The 13,756-nt window shown below is 61.8% G+C and carries 12 protein-coding genes; all 12 read left to right on the top strand.

The annotated features are described in order from the left end of the window. Positions 1 to 12 precede the first annotated feature (12 nt). Positions 13 to 1,164: an N-acetylglucosamine-6-phosphate deacetylase gene (nagA, locus tag NQ490_RS04725; protein WP_007047728.1), complete on the top strand. Its 1,152-nt coding sequence runs from the start codon at positions 13 to 15 to the stop codon at positions 1,162 to 1,164. Between the two features lie 46 nt (positions 1,165 to 1,210). Further along, positions 1,211 to 2,365 carry a class II fructose-bisphosphate aldolase gene (locus tag NQ490_RS04730; protein ID WP_007047729.1) on the top strand — a complete coding sequence of 385 codons (1,155 nt, stop codon included), beginning with the start codon at positions 1,211 to 1,213 and terminating at the stop codon, positions 2,363 to 2,365. Positions 2,366 to 2,367: 2 nt separating this feature from the next. Further along, positions 2,368 to 3,213 carry a triose-phosphate isomerase gene (locus NQ490_RS04735; RefSeq protein WP_007047730.1) on the top strand — a complete coding sequence of 282 codons (846 nt, stop codon included), beginning with the start codon at positions 2,368 to 2,370 and terminating at the stop codon, positions 3,211 to 3,213. A 41-nt stretch (positions 3,214 to 3,254) separates the two neighbouring features. Then, positions 3,255 to 4,757 carry a lactate racemase domain-containing protein gene (locus tag NQ490_RS04740; RefSeq protein WP_007047731.1) on the top strand — a complete coding sequence of 501 codons (1,503 nt, stop codon included), beginning with the start codon at positions 3,255 to 3,257 and terminating at the stop codon, positions 4,755 to 4,757. A gap of 15 nt (positions 4,758 to 4,772) precedes the next feature. Then, positions 4,773 to 5,942: a diphosphate--fructose-6-phosphate 1-phosphotransferase gene (locus NQ490_RS04745; protein ID WP_007047732.1), complete on the top strand. Its 1,170-nt coding sequence runs from the start codon at positions 4,773 to 4,775 to the stop codon at positions 5,940 to 5,942. Positions 5,943 to 6,200: 258 nt separating this feature from the next. Continuing rightward, positions 6,201 to 6,914: a GntR family transcriptional regulator gene (locus NQ490_RS04750; RefSeq protein ID WP_007047733.1), complete on the top strand. Its 714-nt coding sequence runs from the start codon at positions 6,201 to 6,203 to the stop codon at positions 6,912 to 6,914. A 217-nt stretch (positions 6,915 to 7,131) separates the two neighbouring features. Then, the gene (locus NQ490_RS04755) at positions 7,132 to 8,148 is read left to right on the top strand and encodes a TRAP transporter substrate-binding protein (RefSeq protein WP_007047735.1); all 1,017 of its coding nucleotides are present in this window, start codon (positions 7,132 to 7,134) and stop codon (positions 8,146 to 8,148) included. Between the two features lie 10 nt (positions 8,149 to 8,158). Further along, positions 8,159 to 8,710 carry a TRAP transporter small permease gene (locus tag NQ490_RS04760; RefSeq protein WP_007047736.1) on the top strand — a complete coding sequence of 184 codons (552 nt, stop codon included), beginning with the start codon at positions 8,159 to 8,161 and terminating at the stop codon, positions 8,708 to 8,710. Next, entirely contained in the window at positions 8,707 to 9,990 is a 1,284-nt protein-coding gene (locus NQ490_RS04765; RefSeq protein WP_007047737.1) for a TRAP transporter large permease, read from the top strand. Before NQ490_RS04760 ends, NQ490_RS04765 begins: the two co-directional genes overlap by 4 nt. A 53-nt stretch (positions 9,991 to 10,043) precedes the next feature. Continuing rightward, on the top strand, positions 10,044 to 11,066 hold the full coding sequence (locus NQ490_RS04770) for a zinc-binding alcohol dehydrogenase family protein (protein WP_007047738.1): 1,023 nt from the start codon (positions 10,044 to 10,046) through the stop codon (positions 11,064 to 11,066). Positions 11,067 to 11,088: 22 nt separating this feature from the next. Continuing rightward, positions 11,089 to 12,168, top strand: coding sequence for a mannonate dehydratase (uxuA, locus tag NQ490_RS04775; RefSeq protein WP_007047739.1), 1,080 nt, complete (start codon positions 11,089 to 11,091; stop codon positions 12,166 to 12,168). Then, on the top strand, positions 12,165 to 13,751 hold the full coding sequence (locus tag NQ490_RS04780) for a mannitol dehydrogenase family protein (RefSeq protein ID WP_007047740.1): 1,587 nt from the start codon (positions 12,165 to 12,167) through the stop codon (positions 13,749 to 13,751). Before uxuA ends, NQ490_RS04780 begins: the two co-directional genes overlap by 4 nt. The last annotated feature ends 5 nt before the right edge of the window (positions 13,752 to 13,756 follow it).

The following is a 13,756-nucleotide window of genomic DNA, read 5'->3' on the forward strand; positions in this document are numbered from 1 at the left end:
GAGGCGCTCACCATGTCGGATGTTCTTTTCAAAAACGCCCAGGTCTACCGTGACCACGCCTTTGCGCCGGCGGACGTGCTGGTCTGCGGCGGCAAGATCGACGGCATCGGCCCCGATCTGACCGCCCCCGCCGGCTGTGAAGTCGTCGATCTGGCGGGGCTGTCCCTGGTACCCGGCTTCATCGACCTGCACACCCACGGCGGTGACGGCATCGACGTCAACGCCGCCACCGCCCAGGACCTGGACAAGATCGGCGCTTTCTTTGCCCGCCACGGCACCACCGGCTGGCAGTGCAGCATCCTCACCGATACCGAGGAGCAGACCCTGTGGTGCATCGACCAGGCCAAGGCCGCCATGGCCGCTCCGGCCAGCGGCGCCAAACTGCTGGGCATCCATCTGGAAGGCCCCTTCCTGGCCCCCGAGTACAAGGGCGCCATGCCGGAGAGCCTGCTGCGCAAGGGCGACGCCGCCCTGTTCCATCGCTACCAGCAGGCCGCCGGAGGCGCCATCCATTACATGACCGTCTCCCCCGAGGTGGAGGGCATGCCCGAGATGATCGCTCAGCTGGCCGGGGAGGTCACCATCGCCATCGGCCACTCCGGCGCCGACTACGAAACCGCCATGAAAGCCATCGCCAACGGGGCCAAGGTCTGCACCCACACCTTCAACGCCATGGGTCTGTTCCATCAGCACCGTCCCGGCATGATGGGCGCCGCCCTGGAGAGCGACATCTACTGCGAGGCCATCTGCGACGGCCGTCACCTGCATCCGGGCTCGGTGCGGATGCTGCTCAAGTGCAAGGGCTGGGACAAGGTGGTGGCCATCACCGACAGCATCCAGGCCGCCGGTCTGCCCGACGGTCACTACAAGCTGGGCGTCAACGACGTGGTCGTGGTGGACGGCGACGCCAAGCTGGCCAGCACCGGTGTGCGCGCCGGCAGCACCCTCTCCCAGGATACCGCCCTGCGCAACATCATGGCCTTCACCGGCCATCCCGCCGAGGACGTCATCCCCCTGCTCAGCGAAAACCCCGCCAAAGCGGTGGGCCTTTTCGGCCGCAAGGGCAGCATCGAGACCGGCAAGGACGCCGATCTGGTGGTATACGACAGCGACTGGACCGTCCGCCGCACCATCGTGGGCGGCGCCACGGTCTATCAGGCCTGATCGCACAGGCCCCGGAACGATACAACGATAGAGGAGGAACCCCCATATGCTGGTACCAATGAGAGCCATTCTGGAAGCAGCCGACAAATACCGTTACGGTCAGGCCGCCTTCAATATGAACAGTGTCGGCCAGATCGAAGCCGCCATCCGCATCCATGAGCTGCTGCGCTCCGGCGCCATCCTGCAGGGCGCCGAGGCATCCAACGCCTACATGAGCGGCGAGCTGGACTTCATGCACGGCACGGCGGAGGGAAAGGCCAAGGGCGCCAAGAACATCGGCGATACCGTCAAGAAGTTCGGCGCCGACAGTCCCATTCCCATCGCCCTGCACCTGGACCACGGCAAATCCCTGGAGAGCGTCAAGGCCTGCATCGCGGGCGGCTACACTTCCGTCATGATCGACGGCAGCAGCCTGCCCTATGAGGACAACGTGGAGCTGACCCGCGAAGTGGTCAAGTACGCCCATCCCTACGGCGTCACCGTGGAGGGCGAACTGGGCGTGCTGGCCGGCGTGGAGGACCATGTCTTCAGCGCCACCTCCACCTACACCAATCCCATGCAGGCGGTGGACTTCTTCAAGAAGACCGGCTGCGATGCCCTGGCCATCAGCTACGGCACCTGCCACGGCGCCAACAAGGGCAAGGACACCAAGATCCGCCGGGAGATCGCCATCGCCACCAAGGAGTGCATGCTCCACGAGGGCATCAACGGCTTCCTGGTCAGCCACGGTTCCTCCACGGTGCCCCAGGAGTACGTCCAGCAGATCAACGCCATGGGCGGTCAGCTGGAGAACGCTTTCGGCATCGACGTGAACCAGCTGGTGGACGTGGCCCGCTGCGGCATCAACAAGATCAACGTGGACACCGACATCCGTCTGGCCTGCACCCGCAACATCATGGAGCTCTTCCGGGATCATCCCGAGCTGAAGGAGAGCCCTTCCATCGGCCAGGTCTACCGGGACATGACCGCCAACCCCAAGAACTTTGACCCCCGCAACTACACCGCTTCCATCATGGACGCCATCCTCTACGGCAAGATCGCCGACGACGATGTGGCCAAGGTGGTGGCCTGCATGAAGGACGGCGCCATCGAGTCCATCGCACCGCTGCTGGTCCAGTTCGGCAGCTACCGCAAGAGTCACCTCATCGAGCCGGTCACCTGCGAGCAGATGGCGGAACGCTACAAGAAAGAGGGCATCTGAGCATGAAACATATCTTCCTCAACCTCAAGCGGTTCGACGTGCCTGTGGAGATGGGCGGCGTCAACCGGCTGGCCCCTGTGGCGGACTGGGGCCAGGCCATCGTGGAGGGCACCCAGGACGGCCTGGCCGCCTATGATCCCTCCGAGGTGGAATTTGCCGCCTACCTGCCCGAGGCACATCTGCTCAGCGCCGCGGCGGCCCGCAAACCGGGCTGCCCTTTGCAGCTGGGCTGCCAGGGCGTCTACCGCGCCGACACCGCCGTGGGCGGCAACTTCGGCGCCTTCACCACCAACCGTCCCGCTTCGGCTGCCAAAGCCCTGGGCTGTGAGAGTGTGCTCATCGGCCACTGCGAGGAGCGCAACGACAAGATGGGCATTCTGGCCGAGGCCGGCGTCACCGGCACCGAGGCTTCCCGGGCCGTCAACCGCCTGCTGAACCAGGAGATCCGCTGCGCCGTGGCCCGGGGCATGACAGTGCTCTACTGCATCGGCGAGAAGAGCGAGGAGCAGGACGCCTGGCAGCAGGTGCTGGGCGAGCAGCTCTCCCTCGGCCTGGAGGGGGTGGACAAGTCCAAGGTGGTCATCGCCTACGAGCCGGTATGGTCCATCGGCCCCGGCAAGACCCCCGCCGACAAGCCCTACATCACCAAGATCGCCCGCTTCGTCAAGGAGCAGACCGGCGGCATGGACGTGGTCTACGGCGGCGGCCTGAAATCCGACAACGCCGCCATGCTGGCCTCCATCCCCGAGATCGACGGCGGCCTGATCGCCCTCACCCGCTTTTCCGGTGAGATCGGCTTCTACCCCGAAGAATACCTGGAGATCATCCGCCTCTATCTGGGCAAGTGATTTGCCTGCCCCACACCTTCCCACAAAAAAGGAGCGTTACCATGAAACATTTTGAGTTTGAGTACGGTGCCGGCACCATGGGTGCCGATCTGCCCGACTCCACCGACGTATTTATCCCCGGCGTCACCGTACCCGACCCCGACTATATCCCCGAGGATCAGCTGGAAGCCGCCTACCGCGAAAGCCTGGATCATCCCATCGGCATGCCCACCGTGAAGGAGCTGGCCCACAAGGGCAGCAAGGTGGTCTTCGTGGTGCCCGACCGCGTCAAGGGTGGCGAGCAGCCCACCAGCCACCGCAAACTGTCCATCAAGTACATCCTGCAGGATCTGTACAGCGTGGGCGTGGAGAAGCAGGACATCCTCTTCATCATCTCCAACGGCCTGCATCCCCGCTCCACCGACAAGGATGCCCTGGCCATCTTCGGACCGGAACTGTACAACGAATTCTGGCCCACCGGCCAGATCATCAGCCATGACTCGGAGGATCCCGACAACATGGTGGATCTGGGCTGCACCCGCCGCGGCGATCCCGTTTCCATGAACCGTATGGTCTACGAGGCGGATCTGCCCATCCTCATCGGCCATGTCAACGGCAACCCCTACGGCGGCTACTCCGGCGGCTACAAGCACAGCGCCACCGGCATCACCAACTGGCGCTGCATCGCCAGCCATCATGTGCCCTCCGTCATGCACCGGGACGACTTCACCCCCGTGAACAACGGCAGCCTGATGCGCACCAAGTTCAACGAGATCTCCATGCTCATGGAGGAAAAGATGGGCCATCCCTTCTTCTGCTGCGACGCCGTGCTGGACTCCAAGAGCCGTCAGATCGCCATCTTCTCCGGCTACGCCAAGGAGATGATGCCCGAGAGCTGGAAAGTCGCCGACAAGCGCACCTACGTCCACTGGGCCGAGAAAAAGTACGACGTGCTGGTCTTCGGCATGCCCCAGAAGTTCCACTACGGCGACGGCATGGGCACCAACCCCATCATGATGATGCAGGCGCTGTCCGCCCAGGTGCTGCGCTTCAAGCGGGTCATGAGCGATCATTGCGTGATCATCTGCTCCTCCCTGTGCAACGGCTTCTTCAACGACAACCGCTGGCCCTACCTGCGGGAGTGCTACGAGTGGTTCCAGCATGACCAGATGAACCAGCTGCCCGACATGAACCGTCTGGGCGAGTACTTCGCCACCAACGAGGAGTACATCCGCAAATACCGCTTTGCCAACGCCTTCCATCCCTTCCACGGCTTCTCCATGATGAGCTGCGGCCACATTGCCGAGATGAACACCAGCGCCATCTACATCGTAGGCGCCGAGGATCCCGGCTACGCCCGCGGCATGGGCCTCAAGACCCGCGCCACCTTTGAGGAGGCCCTGGCCGACGCCGAGAAGAAGTTTGTGGGCTCCAACCCCAACATTCTGGCCCTGCCGCTGACCTTCAAGACCACCAGCGTCCATCTGTGCATGAAGAACCCCAGCGAGGACTGCATGGACGAGTACGGCCATCGCCACGACGGCTGCGGCTGCGGTTGCGGCTGAGAAAGGAGGCCGCCCATGGCCGGTAATCTCCTCATCGTTCACGGCGGCGGCCCCACCGCCGTCATCAATGCCTCGCTGTACGGGGCCATCCGTCAGGCCCAGGACAGTCCCCTGGTGGACCGGGTCTACGCTGCCATCGGCGGCACCGGCGGCCTGCTGAAAGAACAGCTGCGGGACGTCACCGACCTGCCCGACGAGGCACTGCGGGGCCTGCTTTCCAGCCCCGCCTCCGCCATCGGCACCAGCCGGGATGCCCTGGAAGCGCCCGAGTATGAGGCCATGGTGCCCATTCTGGAGAAATACGGCATCCGCTACGTTCTGATGAACGGCGGCAACGGCACCATGGATACCTGCGGCAAGCTGTACGCCCGGTGCGCCGGGCGGGACATCCGGGTCATCGGCATCCCCAAAACCATGGACAACGACCTGGCCATCACCGACCACTCCCCGGGCTTCGGCAGCGCGGCACGGTATATGGCGGGCAGCGTGGCCGAGGTCTGCTGCGACGTGGAGGGCCTGCCCATCCACGTGGTGGTGGTGGAAGCCCTGGGCCGCAACGCCGGCTGGGTGACCGCCGCTTCCGCTCTGGCCACCGACAGCTATACCCACGGCCCCGACCTGATCTACCTGCCGGAGCGCGCCTTCCGCGAGGAGGAGTTCCTCGCCGACGTGGAGCACCTCATCCAAACGAAAGGCCACGGCGTGGTGGTGGCCAGCGAAGGCCTGCACTATGCCGACGGCACCCCCATCGTGGAGCCGGTCTTCACGGTGGGCCGGGCCACCTATTTCGGCGACGTGTCCGCCCACCTGGCCAACCTGATCATCCGCAAACTGGGCTATAAGGCCCGGGCGGAAAAGCCGGGCATCCTGGGCCGGGCGTCCATCGCCTGGCAGAGCGACACCGACCGCGCCGAAGCCGAACTCTGCGGCCGGGCGGCCGTGGACGCCGCCACCGCCGGGGAAAGCGGCAAGATGGTGGCCCTGCGCCGGGTGCCCGGTCCCCAGTACCGCTGCGAAACCTTCCTGGTGGACATTCAGCAGGTCATGATGACCGAGCGCAAAATGCCCGATGCCTTCATCAATGCCCGCGGCAACGGCATCACCGAAGCGTTCAAGGACTGGTGCCGCCCCCTGCTGGGCGCGCCGCTGCCCCAACTGATGGACCTGCGTCCCGATCAGGGCTGATCCCTTTTTCGGAAGTACCAGGTCACCGGCAAAGCCGGCGCATTTCTGTTGTTTGCTTTCTTCTCCCCTTTCATAACGGAGCCATTTTCCCGTTGCCCCCTCTCTCGGAGGACGGCGTCCGGGAAGGTGGCTCCGTTTCCTGTAGGGGGCGCGGCGGCGGCTTTCTTTTCGCAAGATTCCCATAACTTGCATTTTTTGCACTGTTGTGTTAGCATATTACTAAAGAAAAAATTGTCCAGTAGGAAGGAGGCAACCAGGATGATGGTTCAGGACGCCCAGGATCGTTCCGTGCAGGGCGCGGTGTACCGCACCCTGAAAGAGGGCATCATGACCCTGCGGCTGGCCCCCGGCACCGTAATGAGCACCAAGGAGATGGCAGAACGGCTCCATGTAAGCCGTACGCCGGTGCGGGAGGCCTTTATCCGGCTGCAGAGCGAAGAACTTGTGGACATCATCCCCCAGCGGGAGACTGTCGTTTCCCGCATCAACCTGCTGCGGGTAGAGCAGGAGCGGTTTGTGCGGGAAAGTCTGGAGCTTCCGGTGATTGACCTGTTCCTGCAGAATTGCCGGCCGGAACATTTTGCACAGCTGCGGGAAAGCATCGAGGAGCAGAAGCGCTGCTACACCGAGAAACGGTACGCCGACTTTGTGGGCGCCGACAACCGGATGCACCAGCTCTTCTTTGATGTGGCCGGGCAGCATCTGGCCTGGGAGCTGATCATGAACTCCAACGGCCACTACAACCGTATCCGCGTGCTGACCGTCCAGGTGGAGGATACCATCGTAAGCACCATCCGCCAGCACTGCCAGATGGTGGATCTGATGGAACAGGGGCAGACCGAAGCGGTCCGCCGGGAGATGAACCGCCATGTGAAACGCATCAATGTGGAAAAGGCCAACCTGGTGCAGCGCTACCCCGATTATTTCAAGAATGACAATGAACCCCAGGGAATCCGTATCGGATCTCTGTAAGCGTTCCCACGGCCCCCGTCCTGTGAACTCCGGTTTGCAGGGCGGGGCCTTTTTTTGTGTTGCTTTTTCTTTTGTCGTCCCGATTCCACAGTTTTCGATACATTGTGCACAATATTTTCTCGAAATTATCGTATGTTTTGACTGATTGACTATGACATGCTGACATGCTAGTATATTAGCAACAGGCCTGACAGAATTTGTAACGGAGGATCATCAAATGAAGCATACAAACATCGTCAAACGGGGATTGACTGGCTTCACGGCGTGCGTGATGACGGCGGGGCTGCTGAGCGGTTGTTCCTCTCAGAGCAATGGCGGCAAGCTCGTCAAGGTTGCCATCTGCGTATCCAGCCAGACACCCGCGGCCATCGCAATGGAGGAAGTGTTCAAGCCCATGGTGGAAGAACAGACCGACGGGCGGTACTCCATTCAGCTCTATGACTCCGGCGTACTGGGGGCCGAGAAGGTCACCTACGACTACACCCGCAGCGGCATTGTGGAGATGTGTGTGGTTGGCACCTCCATGTGGTCGGAGACACCGGTCATGACCATTCCCGACTTTCCCTTCGTGTTCCGGGATGTGGAGCATGCACGGCGCTGCTATCAGGGCGAGCTGGGCGACTACATCACGGAGGAAGTGGAGAAGGAACAGCCGGTACAGCTGCTGGGCTGGTTCCCCAACGGCGCGCGGGAATTCACCTCCAACAAGGAGCTGAACAGCCTGGACGACTTCCAGGGCCAGAAGCTGCGCATGCCCAACAACCCCATCCATGTGCGGCTGGCCGAGAGTCTGGGCGCCAACGTGGTCATTATGGACATGGGCGAGGTCTTCACCTCCCTGGAGCAGGGCGTTGTGGACGGCCAGGACAATCCCCTGTCCACCGTCAAGAGCGAAGGTTGGTACGAAGTACAGGATTATGTGTACAACACCGACCACATCATCACCTCGCTGGAGCTGTTCGCCGGGGACGAGCTGTGGAACAGCATGGATGAGGCCGACCAGAAGGTATTCGAGGAAGCGGCCCGGGCCGCTTCGGATGCCGCCTGGGACATGTACATCGATGAGATGGAATCCGACAAGCAGTTCATGATCGATCAGGGTCTTACCGTCACCGATCTGAGCGAGGAGGACCGTGCGGCGATGATTGAAAAAATCCAGCCTGTGTACGATTATCTGGATTCCGAGTACGACTGGGCCAAAGACGTCCGCGAGATGATCGCCAACATCGAATGAGGAGGACACCATGAAATCCTTTCTTGACAGACTTTTCAAAATCATCGATTACTTCACCGGTATCCTGACGGGCGGCATGGTCCTGTTTGTGTTCCTGAACGTGATCCTGCGCATCTTCTTCAACTCCGGCCTGACCTGGTCGGAAGAGCTGTCCCGCTATCTGTTCGTCTTCGTGACCTACATCGGTGCTATCAGCGCCATGCGCGCCGGCGAACATATGACCGTGGACATCCTGGTGGCCAAGGTCGGTCCCCGTGTCCAGATGGTGCTGTATGTCATTTCCCAACTGATCATTGCGATCCTGATGGCCATTCTGGTCCACGGTTCCACCAAGATGGTCCTGCAGAACATAGCCTCCCGCACGGCGGCCCTGGGCATCTCCTACGCCTTCCTGTACAGCGTAGGCATCATCACCGGCGTTTCCATCGCCATTCTGGCGCTGGCCAACATTGCCCACGCCGTCACCCATCCCGACGAGATCTCGAGCATTGTAACCGGCTCGGTGGAAGAGGCGGAGCACGCCGCCCGACCGGAAGAAAACAAGGGAGGTAATGAACAATGACGTTGGTCGTATTTCTGGCCGCGCTGGTAGGCGGCATCCTGATCGGTGTGCCGATCTGCTTTTCGCTGATGTTCAGCGGCGTCTGCATGATGCTGTTCCTCAACGGATTCAACACCCAGATTCTTTCCCAGAACCTCTTCTCCGGCGCGGATTCCTTCTCCATGATGGCAGTGCCCTTCTTCGTGCTCACCGGAGAACTGATGAACCGCGGCGGCATCACCAAACGCATCGTCAACTTTGCCAACGCCCTGGTGGGCCATGTGCGCGGCGGCCTGGGATATGTCTCCATCCTGGCCATCCTGCTGTTCGCCAGCATCATGGGCTCCGCTGTGGCCTCCACCGCTGCCCTGGGTGTGATCCTGATCCCCATGATGGTCCGCGCAGGATACAACCGTGACCGCAGCACCGCCCTGGTGGCCGCCGGCAACATCCTTTCGCCCATTATGCCGCCTTCGGTCCCCATGATCATCTTCGGCGTGCAGGCCGGTGTTTCGGTCACCAAACTGTTCATGGGCGGCATCGCCCCTGCGGTCTACCTCTCCGCCGCCCTCTGCGTGGTCTGGTTCTTCATTGCCAAAAAGGACAACCTGCCCACCGCCCCCCGCCAGAGCATGCGGGAAATCGTCAAATCCCTGCTGGACGGAATCTGGGCGCTGCTTCTGCCGGTGATCATCCTGGTGGGTCTGCGCAGCGGCATGTTCACCGCCACCGAGGCCGGTGTCATCTGCGTGGCCTACGCACTGATCGTGGGCATCTTCATTTACCGTGAATTCAAGGTCTCCATGCTGATGGACTGCCTGGTCTCTGCGGCCAAATCCTCCGCGGTCATCATGTTCCTGGCCGCAGCCGCCATGGTCTCCTCCTGGATGATGACCGTCGCCAACATTCCGGCTACCGTCACCGCCCTGCTCACCCCCTTCCTGAGCAACCCCATCCTGCTGATGTTCGTCATCTGCCTGCTGGTGCTGCTGGTGGGTACCTCGATGGACGTCACCCCCACCATCATGATCCTGACCCCGGTGCTGCTGCCCGCCATCAAGGCCGCCGGCATCGACCCCGCCTACTTCGGCGTCGTCTTCATCATCGTCACCGTCATGGGCCTGCTGACCCCGCCGGTGGGCACCGTCCTGAACGTGGCGTGCGGTGCGGGCCGCATCAATATGCAGCGCATCGTCAAAGCCATCTGGCCCTTCCTCATTGCGGAGGCCGTGGTCCTCTTCCTGATGGTCCTCTTCCCGCAGATCGTCACCGTACCGATGAACTTCTTCACCGGCGGCTGACCTCCTTTTTCCCAGCCTTCCAACCTTTATTGACATAGAACAGGAGCAGTACAATGAAAGCCATTCAGATCGTAAAACCCAATGAACTCAAAGTCATCGATATGGACAAGCCTGAAATCCAGCAGCCCGACCAGGTCCTGGTAAAGATGAAAGCCGCCGGCATCTGCGGTTCCGACGTGGGCATCTATCACGGCACCAACGCCGCCGCCACCTATCCCCGGGTCATCGGCCACGAGATGGTGGGCGTCATCGAAGCCGTCGGCAGCGCCGTGACCAATCGCAAGGTGGGCGACCGGGTGATCATCGACCAGGTCACCGCCTGCGGTCACTGCTACGCCTGCCGCAAGGGCCGCCCCAACGTATGCGGCAACCTGCAGGTACGGGGCGTCCATCTGGACGGCGGCTACCGGGAATACATGGTGGTGCCTGAAAAGGACTGCTATCTGCTGCCCGACTTCCTGAAGGACGAGGATGCCGTCATGATCGAACCCACCACCATCGCCGTGCAGGCCTGCAGCCGCGCCGAACTCTGCGAGGAGGACGATCTGATGATCATCGGGGCCGGAGCACTGGGCAACAGCATCCTGCGGATTGCCCGCCTGTATCACCCCCACAAGCTCATCGTGGTGGACATCGACGACGCCAAACTGGCCGAAAGCCTGCAGCACGGCGCCACCGATGTGATCAACAGCCGCAACGAGGACGTGGTGGCCCGCGCCCATGAGCTCACCGGCGGCTACGGTCCCACCGTTACCATCGACGCCGCCTGCTTCAAGGGCAGCCTGCTCACCGCCTGCCAGGCCACCGGCAATGCGGGCCGTGTGATCACCATGGGCTTCAGCATCGCCCCCGACGAGATCAACCAGTTTGTCATCACCTCCAAGGAGCTGGATGTGCGCGGCAGCCGCCTGCAGAACCGCAAGTTCCAGGAAGTCATCGACCTGGTCAACGCGGGCAAGGTGGATCTGAGCCACAGCATCTCCCACACCTTCCACTTCCTGGATGCCCAGAAAGCCTTCGACTTCAACGATTCCCACGATCCGTCCATCCGCAAGATCGTGCTGACCTTCGACTGATCCGAAAAGGAGGACATTTCCCATGCAAATGACATTCCGCTGGTATGGCGAGGGCAACGACTCTATCACCCTGGAACAGATCCGCCAGATTCCCGGCGTCACGGGGATCGTCTGGGCCCTGCACCACAAACAGCCCGGTGAGGTCTGGGAACCGGAGGAGATCGCCGCCGAGAAGGCCAAGATCGAGGCCGCCGGTTTCAACATTGATGTGGTGGAATCGGTCAATGTCCACGACGATATCAAGATCGGCCGTCCCACCCGGGACCAGTACATCGAAAATTACATCACCACCCTGCGCAATCTGGCCCAGGCGGGGGTCAAGGTCGTCACCTACAACTTCATGCCGGTCTTTGACTGGACCCGCACCGATCTGTTCCATCCCCTGCCCGACGGTTCCACCGCCATGTACTACCAGAAGGACCTGATCCAGGACGACCCCATGGAGATGGCGAAATACATCCTGGAAGGTTCCAAGGGCTACACGATGCCCGGCTGGGAACCCGAGCGGATGGCCAAGCTGCAGGAACTCTTTGCAGCCTACGCCCCCGTCACCAAGGAGATGCTGTGGGACAACCTGAAGTATTTCCTGGAAGCCATCATGCCTGTCTGCGAGGAGACCGGCATCAAGATGGCCATCCATCAGGACGATCCCCCGTGGGATATCTTCGGCCTGCCCCGCCTGCTGGTGGACAAGGAATCCATCGGCCGTTTCCTGAAGATGGTGGACCATCCCAACAACTGCCTCTGTCTGTGCTCCGGCTCTCTGGGTTCCAACCCCAAAAACAATGTAGCCGACATCGTGCGCAGCTACTGCGACCGCATCGCCTTTGCCCATATCCGCAACGTGAAGCACTTCCCCAACGGAGATTTCTGCGAAGTGTCCCACCGGGACTGCGACGGCGATGTGGGCGTGCTGGAGATCGTCAAGGCCTACCACGACTGCGGCTACACCGGCTACATCCGTCCCGACCACGGCCGCCACATCTGGAATGAGCAGTGCCGTCCCGGGTACGGGCTCTACGACCGGGCGCTGGGAATCATGTACCTCCTGGGCGCCTGGGATATGCTGGACAAGACCGAGGGAAAGAAGGCATCACGATGAAACTGAACTATGCATCCCTGCACCAGCCTGAAAACTGGCCCGGCTACCATCTGCCGTCTTTTGATCCGGAGGCTGTGGCACGCAGCACCCGTCAGCATCCCCGCTGGCTCCATTTCGGTGCCGGCAACATCTTCCGCATCTTTCCGGCGGTGCTCTGCCAGCGCCTCCTGGAAGCGGGCGAAACCGACACCGGCGTGATCTGCTGTGAAAGCTACGATGACGAGATCATCACCCGATGCTACCGCCCTTACGACAACCTGTCCATCGCCGTGACGCTGTGTCCCGACGGCAGCACGGAAAAAGAGGTGGTCGGTTCCATCTCGGAAAGTCTGACGCTGCTGGAGGATTCCGACCGCGTGCAGCAGATTTTTGAGGCCCCGTCGCTGCAGATGGTCTCCTTTACCATCACCGAAAAAGGGTACGCCCTGCGCAGTCCCGACGGTCAACTGACCCCTGTGGTGGCCGCCGATATGCAAAATGGTCCCGAAGGCTGCCGCCACCTGATGGCTCGTCTGGCGGCTTTCTGCCTGGCCCGCTGCCATGCCTGCGGCGCGCCGCTGGCACTGGTTTCCATGGACAACTGCTCCCACAACGGCGAAAAGCTGCAGAACGCCGTGCTGGAGATTGCCCGTGCCTGGCACGACAACGGCAAAATCAGCGCCGAAGAACTGGCCTATCTGGAGGAGAAGATTTCCTTCCCCTGGTCCATGATCGACAAGATCACCCCGCGCCCCAACGCCGAGGTGGAAAAGCGGCTGCTGGCCGACGGGCTGGAGGATATCTCCCCCTTCGTCACCACCAAACATACCTACACTGCGGCCTTCGTCAACGCCGAGCGCCCGCAGTACCTGGTGGTGGAGGACAAGTTCCCCAATGGCCGTCCGGCTCTGGAGAAGGCCGGCGTCTACATGACCGACCGCGAGACCGTCAACAAGACCGAGCGGATGAAGGTCACTACCTGCCTGAACCCCCTGCACACCGCCATGAGCGTTTACGGCTGCATGCTGGGCTACACCCTCATCTGCGATGAGATGAAGGACGCCGACATTGTCGCCCTCATCAAGCGTCTGGGCTATGTGGAAGGTCTGCCCGTGGTGGTCAATCCCGGCATCCTGGAGCCCAAGGCCTTCATCGACGAGGTGGTGGAGCAGCGCCTGCCCAACCCCTTCATGCCCGACGCGCCCCAGCGTATCGCCACCGATACCTCCCAGAAGGTGGGCATCCGTTTCGGCGAGACCATCAAGAGCTACATCGCCGGGGGCCGCGACCTGAACACCCTGGTGTCCATTCCTCTGGCCATCGCGGGCTGGCTGCGCTATCTGCTGGCCGTGGATGACAACCTGGCGCCGATGGAGGTTTCGCCCGATCCGCTGAAAGATGATCTGCAGGCCAAGCTGGCCGGCATCGAAGCGGGCAAGCCCGAGACCTACCAGGGTCAGCTGAAAGCCATCCTGTGCAACGAGGTGATTTTCGGCACCGATCTGACCAGGACCGTTCTGGCCGACAAGATCGAGCAGTACTTTGTGGCCGAGCTGGCCGGCCCCGGCGCCGTGCGCAAGACCCTGCACGAAGCGCTGCACTGATTCGT

The sequence above is a fragment of the Subdoligranulum variabile genome (genome assembly GCF_025152575.1).
Classification (GTDB): Bacteria; Bacillota; Clostridia; order Oscillospirales; family Ruminococcaceae; genus Gemmiger; species Gemmiger variabilis.